This is a genomic window from Geomonas limicola (assembly GCF_014193675.1).
GTDB classification, from domain to species: domain Bacteria; phylum Desulfobacterota; class Desulfuromonadia; order Geobacterales; family Geobacteraceae; genus Geomonas; species Geomonas limicola.
In genome coordinates this window covers 503552-518950 of sequence record NZ_BLXZ01000003.1, presented here as the reverse complement: position 1 = coordinate 518950, position 15399 = coordinate 503552, and the positions used below count along the sequence as shown (strand labels likewise).

Sequence of the window (15399 nt, the reverse complement as noted above, 5' to 3'; positions counted from 1 at the left end):
GGGCAACGGATCTTTTAGATGGTGGAGTTGGCGAATTCCGTCACGTAGAGCATGAAGGGCGACCACGGAGCGGCACCCGGAAAAAATTATCCATTTCCCATTCTTTGTGCTAAATTCCTCCACTTGTTGAAACCTGACGAGAGGTACCGATGTCTGAAAAGAGAAACATAGCCCGCGCCGCCAGCGTCCTGGGCGCTGCCACCATGCTCTCGCGCATCATGGGGATGCTGCGCGACATGGTGGTCTCACGCCTGTTCGGCGCCGGCCTCGCCACCGACGCCTTCTTCGCCGCGTTCCAGATCCCCAACATGCTGCGCCGCTTCTTCGCCGAAGGGGCGCTCACCGCCGCCTTCGTTCCGACCTTCTCGGAGTGGTACACCAACAAGGGAGAGGAGGAGACGCGCGCTCTAGCCAACGTCTGCTTCACGGTGCTCACCATCGTGATGGCCGCCATCACCGCCATCGGCATCGTGCTGTCGCCGCAGCTGGTGCACCTCATGTTCCCGGGGTTCGCCGGCAACCCCGAAAAGACCTCCATCACCATCTTTTTGAACCGGCTCATGTTCCCCTACATCTTCTTCGTGAGCCTGGTTGCCCTGTGCATGGGGATCCTGAACACGGTGCGCCACTTCTTCACCCCGGCCATCTCGACCGTGTTCCTCAACCTCTCCATGATCCTCAGCGCGCTCTTTCTGCACAGCCGCTTCGAGGTCCCCATCGTGTCGCTCGCGGTTGGTGTGCTGATCGGCGGTTTTCTGCAGCTCGTCCTGCAACTGCCGGTACTCTACCGGAAGGGGTTCCCGCTGCGCCCGAACTTCTCCTTCGACCACCCGGCCCTGAAACGGATCGCGCTCCTCATGGGCCCCTCCATCTTCGGCGTCGGGGTCTACTACCTGAACATCGCGGTCGGCGCCATCCTCGCCTCGAAACTCCCCGAAGGGAGCGTTTCCTACCTCTACTACGCCCAGCGGCTCTTCGAGTTCCCCCAGGGGATCTTCACCGTCGCGGTGGCCCAGGCCGTACTCCCCTCGATGAGCCGCCAGGCTGCCAGCGGCGACCTGGACGCGCTCAAGGAGTCACTCAACTACGGGGTGCGGCTCACCCTGTTCATCACCGTCCCCGCCATGGCAGGGCTCATGTTCTGCGCCACACCGATCTTCTCGCTCCTCTTCATGGGGGGGGCCTTCGACTACGCCAAGGCGGTCAACTGCGGGGTGGCGCTCCTCTACTACTCGCTGGGGCTTACCTTCGTGGCCCTGGTCCGCGTCCTGGTGCCTGCCTTCTACGCGCTCAAGGACACCAAGACCCCGGTTGTCGTGGCCTTCGTCGCCTTCCTCCTGAACCTCGCCTTCAGCCTCGCCCTGATGGGACCGCTCAAACACGGCGGGCTGGCTCTCGCCTCCTCGCTCTCGGCGCTCGGGAACATGGCGCTGTTATTGTGCCTCTTGCGCAAGAAGATCGGCCCCTTCGGCGGCCGCGCCATCGCCGTCTCCGGGCTTAAGGGGCTGGTCGCCTCGGTCCCGATGGCCGCGGTGGTCTACCTGATCCTCAAGTTCGGCGACTGGTCGCGGGTCGGCGGTAAGCTGATGAAGGGGGCGGTGCTGGGGAGCGCGGTGACGGTCGGCATCGTCATCTTCCTGGTCGTCTCGCATCTCTTGGCCTGCGACGAGGCACGCGACGTGACCGGCATGCTGAAAAGAAAGCTGCTGAAAACAAAGGGGTGAGAGGAGAGGGGGGAGGAGGGAAACCTTCAAGGAGAACTTGAACTGAGGCGGGCTGGTTTTCTAATCTTCAAGCTCTCCGGCGCATACCCTCAACCGTGGCTTATGAACAGTTTTTCCACTGTTTTTCACAGATAAATTAAAGTTGTCAAATTTTGCGCGCTGCTCAAACCGCATCACACCCTGATCTTTGCTAAGTAGCCTGAATTGCGAGGTTATCTGGCGTGGGTAAAAAGTGGGCAGAATGTAGAAACAGTTTAAAACGCGCGGTTTTCTCTCGTTGTTAACACAGTTTCCCACAAGTTTCCCACAGATGCTGTGGATAACTTGGGGGGCGTCCCGAACATTAGCAGCATCAGGGCTTTTCCAGCTTCTTGGCCTCGTCCCAGAGTGCGTCCATCTCGGCCAGCGTAGAGGCCTGCAGGGTGGTCCCCCGTTCGTGCAGGGTCTTTTCCACGTACCCGAAGCGGCTGGTGAAGCGCCGGATGGTCTTCCTGAGCGCCTCTTCCGGATCGATGGAGAGGAAACGCCCCAGGTTCACGATGGCGAAGAGCAGGTCCCCAAGCTCGGACTCCATCTCCTCCTGGTTGCCGGAGAGCATCGCCTCCTCGAACTCGTGCAACTCTTCCATGACCTTGGCGAACACCTGGTCGGTGTGTTCCCAGTCGAAACCCACCCGTGCCGCCTTCTCGGTGATCTTCTGCGCCTGCATGAGCGCGGGGAGTGCCGGCGGGATCCCGGAGAGCGCCGTCTTCCTCTCGCCTCCCTTCTCCCCTTTCTTGATCTTTTCCCAGTTGGCCACCTGCGCCTCGCTCGACTCGATGACCTCTTCGCCGAAGACATGGGGGTGGCGGCGCACCAGCTTGTCGTTGATGGCGTCGAGCACCTCGTCCATGGTGAAGGCGCCGCGTTCCTCGGCAATCGCCGCGTGGAACACCGGCTGCAGCAAGAGGTCCCCAAGTTCCTCCTTGAGGTGCGCGTCGTCGGCGGCATCGATGGTCTCGATCACCTCGTAGGCCTCCTCGAGGAGGTAGCGCTTGAGTGACCCGTGGGTCTGCTCGGCGTCCCAGGGGCATCCCCCCGGCGCGCGCAGCTTGCGCATGATATCCATCAGCCGGTCGAAACGGCCCTGTTCGCTCGCAGTCATGGTGCTTCCTTTCTTGCGTGGGTTACTTGAGGGCCTCCAGGTAGTCCGCCAGAAGCTTCAGCTGGTCGGCGGGGAGCGAATCGTAGGGGGGCATCACGGTGCCGGGGTAGGCCTTGGAAGGGTCCTTGACGACCCGCTCGAGGAAGTCGCGGCTGCGCGTACTCCCCACACTGGAGAGGTCGGGGCCCACCACCCCCCCCTTGTCGTGCACCCGGTGGCAGTCGCGGCAGCGCTCGATGAAGATCGCCTCGCCGGTCCACTTGGTGCCGGGCTTCAGGGTGTGCGGCTCGGCGCTAACCGGATCGCTCTTTCCCTTGCTGCAGCCGCCCGCAAGGGCGAGCATCACGATGAACACTGCGACTGTTAGTTTGTCTCGCATGGGATCCTCCGGTTGCCTGGATGATCTGGTTGCCGCGCCGAAGCGGGCCGTAGGGCGGGTCGATAGAGGAGTCGCCGCGCCCCGCGCGGGCGGGGGCGGCAACGCCGTCGCTACTGTTTCAGGTACCCGGCCAGGAACTCGGTCTTGAAGCTCGCGTAGCGGTCTTCCTCGATCGCCTGGCGCACCTTGGCCATCAGGTCGAGGTAGAACTGCACGTTGTGGATGCTGGCGAGGATCGCCGAGAGCACCTCGTTTGCCGAGAACAGGTGGTGCAGGTAGGCGCGGGTGAAGTTTCTGCAGGTGTAGCAGCTGCAGTTGGGCTCCACCGGGTAGAAGTCGCGCCGGTAGTTCTTGTTGGTGAGGCGGATGCGGCCGCGGTTGGTGAAGAGCGTGGCGCTTCGGGCGTAGCGGGTCGGGATCACGCAGTCGAACATGTCGATGCCGCGCTCCACGCTCTCCAGGATGTCCTCGGGAAGCCCCACCCCCATGAGGTAGCGCGGCTTGTCCTCGGGGAGGTAGGGGGTCGTGTACCCCACCACCTGCTTCAGGAGCTCGAGCCCCTCGCCCACCGAGACCCCGCCCACCGCGTAGCCCGGGAAGTCCATCTTCACCAGTTCCTGGGCGCAGTGCTTGCGCAGGTCCTCGAAGACGCTCCCCTGCACGATGCCGAACAGGTACTGGTCCTTTTTCGAATGGGCCTCCTTGCACTGCTTGGCCCAGCGGATGGTCTTCTCGGTGGAGCGCTGGGCGTACCCCTTGTCGCAGGGATACGGAATGCACTCGTCGAAGTTCATGATGATGTCGGCGCCCAGGGCCTCCTGGATGGCGATCGCCTTGGCAGGGTCCAGGAAGACCTCTTCGCCGGTGTCCTCGTGGCGGAAGAAGGCGCCTTCCTCGGTGATCCGCTTGTTGGGGAGCGAAAAGACCTGGAAACCGCCGGAATCGGTGAGGATCGGGCCGTCCCACCCCATGAACTTGTGCAGGCCGCCGGCCTTTTGCACCAGGGCCTCGCCGGGGTGCAGGTGCAGGTGGTAGGTGTTGGAGAGGATGATCTGGGCGCCGGTCTCCTTGACCTGTGCCGGGGTCATCGCCTTCATGGCGGCATGGGTTCCCACCGGCATGAAGATGGGGGTCTGGATGACGCCGTGCGCGGTGGTGACCGTGCCGCGGCGTGCCTGGCTGGTGCTATCCTTGTGCAGCAGTTTGAAAATCATGAACCTTCCGTTGTTACGCGTATTTTGGGAGTCAAACAGTAACTTACTTAGCAGAGCGGGGCCCAAAATGCAACATGAACCAGCCGGCGGATTTCCATAACGGCGTTCGTGGAGCGGCGGGCGGTTTATCCGGGCGATTATATTAATTGTATACCGTATACAAAAAATTGTTGCATTTTGTCCTAGCGGCATTTAATATGCGCGCTGAAATACCTCATTTTTTCTCAATCCAGCTTGCAGGGATTTATATCACTTACAGAGAAGGAGAGACGAAATGCAGGCATTGAGCCCATGGCGGGCACCCCCATCCCTATGAAACGGACACCGTGAGCCAGATACCTGGCCTCTATGAGCAAAAACACGGTTCCACCGAAGACAGATTCTCACCAACAGATTCTCGATAAAGGCAAAGGGAAAACAAACATGCGAATATTCAACAGCACCGTGGGAAGAAAGCTCCTGATGTCGATTTCAGGCCAGCTCCTGATCATCTTCGTCCTCATTCACCTGGCCGGTAACTCCACCATCTACTTCGGGTGGATCAACGCCTACGCCGAGCACCTGCACAGCATGCCGCCGGTCGTCTGGGTCTTCCGCGCCATCATGCTGGCCATCGTGGGGACGCACATCTGCTACGGCGTCCTGCTGACCCTGGAGAACAAGGCCGCCAACCCGACCAACTACGCCGTGAAGCGCCAGCTGAAGGCGAGCTTCGCCTCCGAGAACATGATCTGGACCGGCCTTCTTCTGGCAGCTTTCATCGTGTACCACCTGCTGCAGTTCACCGCGAAGATGACCCCCGATGTGGCTTGGACCTCCAACCAGGCCGTGGTCGACGTGTTCAAGATGGTGGTGACCAGCTTCTCCAACGCCGGGATCGTCGTGGTCTACGCCCTGGCCATGGTCATGCTGTTCCTGCACCTCTCCCACGGCATCCCGAGCTTCCTGCAGACCATGGGCTGGAACAACGATAAGACCATTCCCGTTTACGGCACCGCCGGCAAAGTGATCTCCGCTTTCCTGATGCTTGCCTACATCTCCATTCCTGCCACGATCCTGGTTGGCTTATTGAAACTTTAGGGGGTTCAAGTGATACTCGACGGAAAATGTCCGAAAGGACCGATTCAGACCTCGTGGGACCGGCACCGCTTCGACCTGAAGCTGGTTAACCCCGCAAACAAGCGTAAGTACAAGATCCTCGTCGTCGGTACCGGCCTGGCCGGTGGCGCCGCCGCAGCTTCCTTGGGCGAGCTCGGCTACAACGTGGAGGCTTTCTGCTACCAGGACAGCGCCCGCCGCGCCCACTCCATCGCGGCGCAGGGCGGCATCAACGCGGCGAAGAACTACCCCAACGACGGCGACAGCATCTACCGTCTCTTCTACGACACCATCAAGGGTGGCGACTTCCGCGCCCGTGAGGCCGACGTGTGGCGTCTGGCCCAGGTGTCCAACAACATCATCGACCAGTGCGTGGCCCAGGGCGTTCCCTTCGCCCGCGACTACGCAGGTTACCTGGACAACCGCTCCTTCGGCGGCGCCCAGGTCTCCCGTACCTTCTACGCCCGCGGCCAGACGGGGCAGCAGCTCCTCTTGGGCGCCTACTCCGCGCTCTCCCGCCAGGTGAAAGCCGGCAGCGTGAAGCTCTTCCAGCGCACCGAGATGCTTGATCTCGTGGTGGTGGACGGCGAGGCCAAGGGGATCACCGTGCGCGACCTGGTCACCGGCGAGATCCGCACCCACGTGGGTGACGCGGTGGTCCTGGCCACCGGCGGCTACGTGAACGTGTTCTACCTCTCCACCAACGCCATGGGGTGCTCGGTCACCGCGACCTGGCGCGCCCACAAAAAGGGTGCCTTCTTCGCGAACCCCTGCTACACCCAGATCCACCCGACCTGCATCCCGCAGTCCGGCGAGCACCAGTCCAAACTGACCCTCATGTCCGAGTCGCTTCGTAACGACGGCCGCTGCTGGGCGCCCAAGAAGAAGGGCGACAACCGTCCCCCCAACGAGATCCCGGAAGAGGACCGCGACTACTACTTGGAAAGGAAGTACCCCTCCTTCGGCAACCTGGCCCCGCGTGACATCGCCTCGCGTGCCGCCAAGGAGCAGTGCGACGAAGGGCGCGGCGTGGGACCGGGCGGTCGCGGTGTCAACCTCGACTTCGCCGACTCCATCAAGCGTCTGGGCGAGGACACCATCCGCGCGCGCTACGGCAACCTCTTCGAGATGTACGAGAAGATCACCGACGAGAACGCCTACAAGGTGCCGATGCGCATGTACCCGGCTCCGCACTACTCCATGGGTGGTCTGTGGGTCGACTACAACTGCGAGAGCAACGTCCCGGGCCTCTTCGTCCTGGGCGAGGCGAACTTCTCGGTGCACGGCGCGAACCGCCTGGGTGCTTCCGCCCTCATGCAGGGCCTGGCCGACGGCTACTTCGTGATCCCCTACACCATCGCGAACTACCTCGCGAAGACCAAGCCGGGCGCGGTCAAGGCCGACAACCCCGAGTGCAAGAAGTCCATCGAGGACATCAAGGCGCAGACCAACAAGTTCCTCTCCATCAACGGCAAGAAGACCGTCTCCGAGTTCCACCGCGAGCTGGGCAAGATCATGTGGGAAAACGTCGGTATGGCCAGAAGCGAAGAGAGCCTGAAGGACGCCCTCAAGAAGATCCCGGTCCTCAGGGAAGAATTCTGGAAGAACGTCAAGGTCACCGGCAAGGGCGAGGAGCTGAACCAGCAGCTGGAGAACGCCGGCCGCGTCGCCGACTTCCTCGAGTTCGCCGAGCTGATGAGCAAGGACGCCCTGCACCGCAACGAGTCCTGCGGCGGCCACTTCCGCGTCGAGCACCAGATGCCGGACGGCGAGGCGAGGCGTAACGACGAGGATTACTGCTATGCCGCCGCCTGGGAGTTCAAAGGGGTCGGCAACGAACCTGAACTGCACAAGGAGCCGTTGACGTTCGAGAACGTTCATCTGGCGGTAAGGAGCTACAAATAATGAGTGCACATACCTCCAATACCATGACCATCACCCTGCACGTCTGGCGCCAGGCCGGCCCGAATGCACCGGGCAAGCTGGAGCAGTACGAGGCTAAGAACGTAAGCCCCGACCAGTCCTTCCTGGAGATGCTGGACGAAGTAAACGAGGACCTGATCAAGGCGGGCAAAGACCCGATCGCCTTCGACCACGACTGCCGCGAAGGTATCTGCGGCATGTGCTCCTCGGTCATCAACGGCGTGCCGCACGGCGGCCAGGTGCGCACCACCGCCTGCCAGCTGCACATGAGGACCTTCAAGGACGGCGACGCCATCTACATCGAGCCCTGGAGGGCCAAGGCGTTCCCGATCATCAAGGACCTGATCGTGGACCGTAACGCCCTCGAGCGCATCACCCAGGCCGGCGGCTACACCTCCTGCCACACCGGTGGCGTGCCCGACGGCAACGCGATCCTGGTGCCCAAGCCGGATGCGGATTACGCCATGGACGCCGCCGAGTGCATCGGCTGCGGCGCCTGCGTGGCGGCCTGCCCCAACGGCAGTGCCATGCTCTACACCTCGGCCAAGGTGGCCCAGTTGGCCGTGCTCCCCCAGGGGAAAGCAGAGGCTGCCGAGCGCGTCTGCGCCATGGTCGACGCCATGCAGGAGAACGGCTTCGGCAACTGCTCGAACCATTACGAGTGCCAGGCCGCCTGCCCGAAAGGGATCTCGGTCAAGTTCATCGCGAAACTGAACCGCGAGTACCAGAAGGCGCTCTTCAAGTAACAGACGAAGCAGCAAGCAAGAACAATGAATGGGCGAGAGGGAAACCTCTCGCCCATTTTGTTTTGTTAACTCGGGAACTCCGGGAAGCAGAACCGGCTGTAGACGCCACCATCGGTCTAGGCGTTTTGACGTGGTAGGGGCGAATAATCATTCATCCATCCCCTCCCGATGGGAGAGGCGGCCGAAGGCCGAAGCAGTATATGCGAGAGACCCTGACATTCCACATCCAGGGGCTCATGGAAGATAAACAGCCGATCCCAGAATCCCGCACTTACGCTGAAATCCTGGCCGTCTCATAGAAACCGTCCTTCTGCCCGCTATTCCCCCTCCAACGCCCCGGTCTGCCGCAAGGCCTCGTACAGGACGATCCCTGCCGCGGTCGACAGGTTCAGGCTGCGCACCTTGCCAAAGATCGGGATGCGCACCGAACGCTCCGGGCTCGCCTCGATGAGCTCCTCCGGCAACCCCTTGGTCTCCTTGCCGAACACGATGAAATCCCCGGGCCGGAAACCGAACTCGACGTAGCTTAACGGCGCCTTCTTGCTGGTGTAGACGAAGCGCCCACCGGGAAAGGATTTCTCCAGGGCAGGGAGGTCGGGCCAGTAGCGGATGTCCACCTCGCTCCAGTAGTCCAGGCCGGCCCGCTTCAGGTAGCGGTCATCGGTGGAAAAACCAAGTTTGCCGACCAGGTGCAACACGGTACCGGTGGCGCCGCACAGGCGGGCTATGTTGCCGGTGTTAGGCGGGATTTCCGGCTCAACCAGGACTATGTTAAATGGGACAGTACAGGACATTTCTTAACACTCCTTACGGCGTTAATCTATTTGTAGACGGTGTTTCTCATTATAGAAAAAATGCTACTCAATCTGTCCCATATTATTAGCTCAAAGCTTCAAGTAACGCAAAATAAAATCCTGTAAACCCCTGTGATTATGCTGGTTTAAAAGCGGGTTTGGTTGTGTAAGCTTGCAATTTTAAATAATTAGTGCTATGGTACGCACTTCTTTAACACTCGGAGGCAATTTTGGACCTGCCTGACAGTCATGGACATTTCGGTAGATTTGGCGGCAGATACGTCTCGGAAACGTTGATGCCGGCCTTGCTCGAACTCGAGCAGGCCTACCAGCACTACCGTAACGATAAGGAATTCCAGGAGGAGTTCGCCTACTACCTGCGTCAGTACGTGGGGCGGCCGAACCCCCTGTACCTGGCGGCCAAGCTCAGCGAAAAGCTGGGGGGCGCAAAGATCTATCTCAAGCGCGAGGACCTGAACCATACCGGCGCGCACAAGGTGAACAACACCATCGGCCAGGCGCTCTTGGCCAAGCGGATGGGTAAGCACAAGGTAATCGCCGAGACCGGCGCCGGCCAGCACGGCGTAGCGACGGCCACGGTAGCGGCCCTCTTCGGGATGCAGTGCGAGGTGTACATGGGGGAGGAGGATATCCGCCGCCAGTCCCTCAACGTGTTCCGCATGAAACTCCTGGGTGCCACGGTCGTCCCGGTCAGCTCCGGCACCGCGACCTTGAAGGACGCCATGAACGAGGCGATGCGCCAGTGGGTCACCAACGTCGCCGATACCTTCTACATCATCGGCACCGTGGCGGGTCCGCACCCCTACCCGGTGATGGTACGCGACTTCCAGGCGATCATCGGCGACGAGGCCCGGGAACAGCACCTCGCTGCCGAAGGGCGCCTGCCGGACTACCTGGTCGCCGCGGTCGGCGGCGGCAGCAACGCCATCGGCCTCTTTCACGCGTTCCGGGATGACGCCTCGGTGCAAATGATCGGAGTCGAAGCGGCCGGCTACGGCATCGAGTCCGGCAAGCACGCAGCCCCCTTGTGCGCCGGCAGCGTCGGCGTACTGCACGGCAACAAGACCTTCCTCCTGCAGGACGCCTTCGGCCAGATAGCGCATGCCCACTCCATCTCCGCCGGACTCGACTATCCCGGCGTGGGACCCGAGCACGCCTACCTGAAAGAGAGCGGCCGCGCCAGCTACGTGTCGGTAACCGACGCCGAGGCCCTGGATGCCTTCCAGGCGCTGACCCGCGAAGAAGGGATCATCCCGGCCCTCGAGTCCTCCCACGCCGTGGCGCACGCCATGCGGCTTGCCCCCACGCTCTCCCGCGACAAGAGCATCGTGGTCTGCCTTTCCGGCAGAGGAGACAAGGACATCCACACCGTCGCTGACGTCATGGGGGTGCAGCTGTAACCTGTTAAAATTCTGTGCTCAAGGGAAGGGGGCCCAGCGTCGGTCCTCTTTTTTTGTCCGAAAAGTTATACAAATTTAATTTGACGCTTGCAATGTTGTCGGTATTGACTACACTATAGGCCTCTGGCCATTTACATATGAGGGGATTTAATTAAAAGAAGGAGATGATTGGCGCGGGCTTGTACCGACAGTAAGGAGCTGACCCCCTGAAAGCCGGCAAAGCCATTCAAACTAACCATCTATGAAAAGAACAATCGTATCGCTGGTCGCGGTGCTGTTTTTAAGCACATCGTGCGACCAGTCCCACATGCAGCAGACCCAGGCCCCGCTTCAGCCTGGACTGTCGCCGTGGGACCGGGATCTTATAGCCCGGGAATCGGAAGAGAAATCGAACGCAACAGGACCTGCACGGCAACCGGTGCAGGTACAACCTTTCCAGGATGACGACGCTGTCGAAGTAAGGAGAAAACAGATCCCGGCCATTTCGGCCACCTTTGCCCGGCGCACCACGCCGGAGCGGGCCCAGTGGCTCGCAGAACTCTGCTTCAAGAAGACCATCGGGACCACCTTGACGCCGCTCGACCTGGCGGAGATTGCACTTGCGGAGACCGGTGGCCACCGGCTCTCCTCCCGCGCGGTGTCCCCCAGGGGGGCCTTGGGGGTGTGGCAGCTGATGCCCGAGCGGGCCAGGAGCCACGGGTTCCACCCCTCGGAGATGAGGGACGACGAGAAATGCGCCGATGCCGCGGTGCGGGAGCTCAAAGAGAAGCTCACCATGGCGGGCGGCAACCTGTCCAAAGCCAAGCGTTACTACTGCGGTACCGGCCCGGCTGCGGCAGCCTACGACAAGCTCCGCAAGCGTTTCAGGGCCGAGATCCTGCGCGAACTGGAAAAAGGCTTCCAGGAGCGCGGGCTCCTGGTCCAGGCGGCAAGCCACGGATAGTCTTTTTCGCATCGATGGGTTGTGGTATAGTGGGCGGGTTCCGGGGGCGGAATCCGCCCCCTTTTTTTTGTGCAAGGAGATATGGTGTGAAAAAAGCGGTACGGCTGGTTGTCCTGGTGCTCCTGCTTTCCGGGTGCACCTTGTTTGTGAAGGAACCCCAGGTCGCGGTGCGTGACCTCAACGTAGTGTCGTTGGATCCTGCCGGGCTCGGCATGGAGCTCTACCTCACGGTCAACAATCCCAACTCTTTCGATGTGCGGTTGCTCGGCTACAGCTACGATCTCAAGGTCATGGCGCTCCCGCTGGCCAAAGGGGGGGCGCGCGACGAGGTCCGTTTCGCCGCCAACAGCGAGACCGGCCTGCGCATACCGGTGAAGATCGGCTACAACGAGCTCATCGAGATCCTCAAGCGAATCCCCGATCCCGACCATATCCCCTACGCCCTTTCCGCCGGGCTCGAACTTGAGACGCCGGTCGGACAGCGCAACATCCCGGTGAACCGCACCGGTACCTACGCCGTCCCGCCACAGTACCGCCCCGGGAATCTTCTCAAGGGTCTGGGGAATCTTTTTAGAGGCAGGGAGTAAAGGCTGGGGCTAGGGACTGGGGACTAGGGACGTCAGCGCCTTTGTTCTTCCGGGCTCGGGTCTTGCCTGCTCATTATAGGAGTTGCAATGAATGTTGTTGATGTAGTCGGGCTGAGCAAGAGCTTCGGATCCAAGGTGATCCTCGACAAGGTGATCTTCGCCGTGGGCGACGACGAGAGGGTGGGATTGATCGGCGCCAACGGTGCCGGCAAATCGACGCTCCTTACCATTCTCGCCGGCGTGGAGGACTCGGACGGCGGCTCGATCGCCATGAAGCGCGGCGCGCAGGTCGGTTACCTGAGCCAGGACCCTATCCTCGACGAGTCCTCGACGGTTGCCGCGGAGATAGAGAGCGGTCTCGTGAAGATCAGAAACGCCATGGCCGAGTTCAACGAGATCTCGGACAAGATGGCGCGGAACCCGGCGGACCTGGACCGACTGCTGGTGCGCCAGGGTGAGCTCTCGGTCTGGATCGAGCACCACGGCGGCTGGAACACCGATCACCGGGTGGCCGAGATGATGACCCACCTGCAACTCCCGGACCCGCACCAGAAGATCGGTACCCTTTCCGGCGGTACCAAGCGCCGCGTGGCGCTGGCGCGGCTCCTTTTGCAGGCGCCGGACCTGCTGCTCCTCGACGAGCCGACCAACCACCTGGACGCGGACACCACCCAGTGGCTGCAGGAACACCTGAAAGGGTATCCTGGTGCCGTCATGCTGATCACCCATGACCGTTACTTCCTGGACCAGGTGGTGACGAGAATGCTCGAGCTGGAGCGCGGTGCCATCATTTCCTACCAGGGCGGCTACTCGCAGTACCTCGTACAGCGCGAGGAACGCCTGATGAGCGAGGCGACCACCCGCTCGCGCCTGCTCAACCTTTTGCGCACCGAGACCGACTGGATGCGGCGCGGCCCGGCGGCGCGCACCACCAAGCAGAAGGCGCGTATCGACCGCTTTTACGACCTGGAGGAGGCCGTTTCCGGCCCGGTGCGCAAGGAACTCAGGATCGGTTTCAACACCGAGGAGGGGCTGGGCGGCACTATCCTTGAGCTGGACAAGGTGACCAAAGGGTACGGCGACCGCACACTCCTCAAAGGGGTGAGCTTCGGGATGAAGCGCGGCGACCGGGTCGGCGTGATCGGACCCAACGGCTGCGGCAAGACCACCCTGATCCGGATGATCATGGGGCAGGAGGAGCCTGACTCGGGGAAGGTGGTGGTTGGCAAGAAGACCAAGATCTCCTACTTCGACCAGCTGCGCGAGGTGATCGACCCGGACCAGACCGTCTATGACTTCTTCGGTGAGGGCGATTACGTCACTACCAGTAACGGCGAGAAGCGGCACAAGATCGGCTACCTTGAGGAATTCCTCTTCGCACCCGAGGATCGGCGGCGCCCGATAGGCAGCCTCTCCGGGGGAGAGAAGAGCCGACTCATCCTGGCGCGCCTCATGCTGCAGGATGCCAACCTGCTGGTTCTCGACGAGCCCACCAACGATCTCGATATTCCGACCCTGCAGCTGTTGGACGCCTCCCTGGCCAACTTCCCGGGTTGCGTGCTCATGGTGACCCACGACCGCTTCTTCCTGGACAAGGTGGCGACGGGGGTGCTCGCCTTCGAAGGGGAGGGGGGTGTCATCTTCTACGAGGGGAACTACACCAACTACCGCGAGCGCAAGGAAGAAAACCGGGTAGCAGCGGTTGCTGCCCAGCGCGTGGAGAAGAAGGACGCCCCGGCGGCGCGGCCGGAGAAGGCGAAGAAGGGTCTCACCTACGCGGAGCGGATCGAGCTTGAGAAGCTCGAGGTTAGCATCGGTGTGCTGGAGCAGGAGTTTGCCGAGGTAGAGCAGCAACTGGCGGATCCGAGCTGTTATGCGGCGGTTGACGGCGGGATAGCGGCCATATCGGCGAACTACAGTCGCCTCGAGGGCGAGCTTGCCACGAGCTACGCCCGGTGGGAGGAACTGGAGCTTAAGAAGGGTGCGTAATGGGCAACGGATCCAAATCCAGCGGCAAAAGGTAACGTGGCAGGTGAGGTAGACGGCTGTTTGTGCCGGATACCAGGGCTGCCGTCAGCGTTAGATAACCTATGAGCCGCACCATAAACCCTGTGATCAGCAATATTTAGGCTATAAGCCTTGCCAGATAGCCTATTGCTTGTGACGGATAGGCTATAACCTGTAAGTTATAGCCTATTGCTTGCGACAGATAGGCTATAACCCGTAAATGATAGCCTATTGCCTGCGACAGATAGGCTATAACCTGTAGATGATAGCCTATCACCAGGACCTGATAGCCTATCACCAGCGACTTATAGCCTATCACCAGCGACCGATAGCCTATAAGCTGCGGAAGGTAAATTGTTTCAGCGGGAAAGTACGTTACTTGGTGCCGCCAGTAACCTCTTTCTTGCGAGTTCCAGGCCCTTAAAAGGCCGCGGATCCCCCCAAAATAAGATGGCCACCACGAATACCGTGATGGCCATCTCTCCTGTACTCCGCATCCGCTGTGGGGGGAGGGGGTATGTCTGCACTCCTTACCCCTCAAGCGAGTCGATACTCTCCTTGGCTAGTTTCACCCCGACCTTCCTCTTTGTCGAGATCGAATAACGGTTGATCGTCTCCAGTGCGTAGACCAGGGAAGGGATATCCCGGCGTACCCGTAACAGAATCTGGTCGATCACCTCGTCGGGTAGCGCCATCTGCCGGTCTCCCGCCAACTTCTTCAAAATCATGCGGCGCGAGTCGTCGTCCGAGACGTCCATGCGCGCAACCAATCCCCACAAGAGCCGGCTGGTCAGGTGTCCGTCCAGGTGCGGCAACTCCTTGGGCGCCACGAGCCCGGCCATCGCTATCTTTTTCCCCGAAGTATAAAAGGTGTTGAACAGTTCCCAGAGCTCGACCCGCAGATCCTGGTCGTTGGGCAACAGGTGCAGGTCATCGAGAATGAGGGCAGGGGCGTCGGCGAAGAAGGCGGTAAGTCGCCTCGGCGTCTCCGGGGAGAGACCACCGAGTTTGAGCGCCTCGGCATCCCGCAGGGAAAGGTATTTGCCACCTATCGCGTTGGCAAGAGCTGTCAATAGATGGGTTTTGCCTGACCCCTCCGGGCCGTAGACGTAGAGCAGGTTCTCGGTGCCGTCTTCGGACGCAAGTTTGCGCGCGAATTGGTAGGCCGTCTTGTTGCCGCCGCACATCACGAAGTTGTCAAAACTGAATCGGGGTGTGACGGGGAAATCGAAGATAAGCTGCATAGGAACCCGATGGACGATTGACAATGGACAATTGACGATGAAAAGCAGGAGAAACAATGGACAATGGACAACGATTACTTGCAGTTCGCACAGCACTGTGCGTTGGAAAACTGTCTATTGTGTTTAAGCTTTGACCCCGATGGTGGCTACCGAAGAAGCCTAAGCCCTGCGAGGA

13 protein-coding genes are annotated in these 15399 nt (G+C 60.9%); 8 read left to right on the top strand and 5 right to left on the bottom strand.

Annotated features, from left to right (window positions below; genetic code table 11):
* Positions 1-149: 149 nt before the first annotated feature.
* Positions 150-1724 carry a murein biosynthesis integral membrane protein MurJ gene (gene murJ, locus H7688_RS09455; RefSeq protein ID WP_183360821.1) on the top strand — a complete coding sequence of 525 codons (1575 nt, stop codon included), beginning with the start codon at positions 150-152 and terminating at the stop codon, positions 1722-1724.
* A gap of 352 nt (positions 1725-2076) precedes the next feature.
* Here the strand turns inward: murJ and mazG are convergent, their stop codons facing one another.
* From mazG to tgt, 3 genes are all read right to left on the bottom strand, one after another.
* Entirely contained in the window at positions 2077-2868 is a 792-nt protein-coding gene (gene mazG / locus H7688_RS09450) for a nucleoside triphosphate pyrophosphohydrolase (RefSeq protein ID WP_183360820.1), read from the bottom strand.
* 22 nt (positions 2869-2890) lie between these two features.
* Complete coding sequence (locus H7688_RS09445) at positions 2891-3247, bottom strand: c-type cytochrome (RefSeq protein ID WP_183360819.1); 357 nt, start codon at positions 3245-3247, stop codon at positions 2891-2893.
* A 110-nt stretch (positions 3248-3357) separates the two neighbouring features.
* The gene (tgt, locus tag H7688_RS09440) at positions 3358-4461 is read right to left on the bottom strand and encodes a tRNA guanosine(34) transglycosylase Tgt (RefSeq protein WP_183360818.1); all 1104 of its coding nucleotides are present in this window, start codon (positions 4459-4461) and stop codon (positions 3358-3360) included.
* Between the two features lie 423 nt (positions 4462-4884).
* Between tgt and H7688_RS09435 the strand changes: the two genes are divergently transcribed.
* The 3 genes from H7688_RS09435 to H7688_RS09425 are packed head-to-tail and all read left to right on the top strand — an operon-like array spanning position 4885 to position 8228.
* The gene (locus H7688_RS09435) at positions 4885-5541 is read left to right on the top strand and encodes a succinate dehydrogenase cytochrome b subunit (protein ID WP_183360817.1); all 657 of its coding nucleotides are present in this window, start codon (positions 4885-4887) and stop codon (positions 5539-5541) included.
* 9 nt (positions 5542-5550) lie between these two features.
* Positions 5551-7464 carry a fumarate reductase/succinate dehydrogenase flavoprotein subunit gene (locus H7688_RS09430; protein ID WP_183360816.1) on the top strand — a complete coding sequence of 638 codons (1914 nt, stop codon included), beginning with the start codon at positions 5551-5553 and terminating at the stop codon, positions 7462-7464.
* Entirely contained in the window at positions 7464-8228 is a 765-nt protein-coding gene (locus H7688_RS09425; protein WP_183360815.1) for a succinate dehydrogenase/fumarate reductase iron-sulfur subunit, read from the top strand. Before H7688_RS09430 ends, H7688_RS09425 begins: the two co-directional genes overlap by 1 nt.
* 317 nt (positions 8229-8545) lie before the next feature.
* Here H7688_RS09425 and H7688_RS09420 read toward each other — a convergent pair whose 3' ends face one another.
* Positions 8546-9022, bottom strand: coding sequence for a tRNA (cytidine(34)-2'-O)-methyltransferase (locus tag H7688_RS09420; protein WP_183360814.1), 477 nt, complete (start codon positions 9020-9022; stop codon positions 8546-8548).
* A 230-nt stretch (positions 9023-9252) separates the two neighbouring features.
* Here H7688_RS09420 and trpB point away from each other — a divergent pair, with 230 nt between their 5' ends.
* The 4 genes from trpB to ettA all read left to right on the top strand — a co-directional run bounded on the left by trpB (position 9253) and on the right by ettA (position 13962).
* Entirely contained in the window at positions 9253-10443 is a 1191-nt protein-coding gene (gene trpB / locus H7688_RS09415) for a tryptophan synthase subunit beta (RefSeq protein WP_183360813.1), read from the top strand.
* A 241-nt stretch (positions 10444-10684) separates the two neighbouring features.
* On the top strand, positions 10685-11386 hold the full coding sequence (locus H7688_RS09410) for a transglycosylase SLT domain-containing protein (RefSeq protein WP_183360812.1): 702 nt from the start codon (positions 10685-10687) through the stop codon (positions 11384-11386).
* Between the two features lie 86 nt (positions 11387-11472).
* A complete protein-coding gene (locus tag H7688_RS09405) occupies positions 11473-11973 on the top strand; it encodes an LEA/WHy family protein (RefSeq protein ID WP_183360811.1) in 501 nt (166 codons plus the stop codon).
* 87 nt (positions 11974-12060) lie between these two features.
* The gene (gene ettA, locus H7688_RS09400; RefSeq protein WP_183360810.1) at positions 12061-13962 is read left to right on the top strand and encodes an energy-dependent translational throttle protein EttA; all 1902 of its coding nucleotides are present in this window, start codon (positions 12061-12063) and stop codon (positions 13960-13962) included.
* 548 nt (positions 13963-14510) lie between these two features.
* Here ettA and H7688_RS09395 read toward each other — a convergent pair.
* On the bottom strand, positions 14511-15224 hold the full coding sequence (locus H7688_RS09395; protein ID WP_183360809.1) for a DnaA/Hda family protein: 714 nt from the start codon (positions 15222-15224) through the stop codon (positions 14511-14513).
* Positions 15225-15399: the final 175 nt, after the last annotated feature.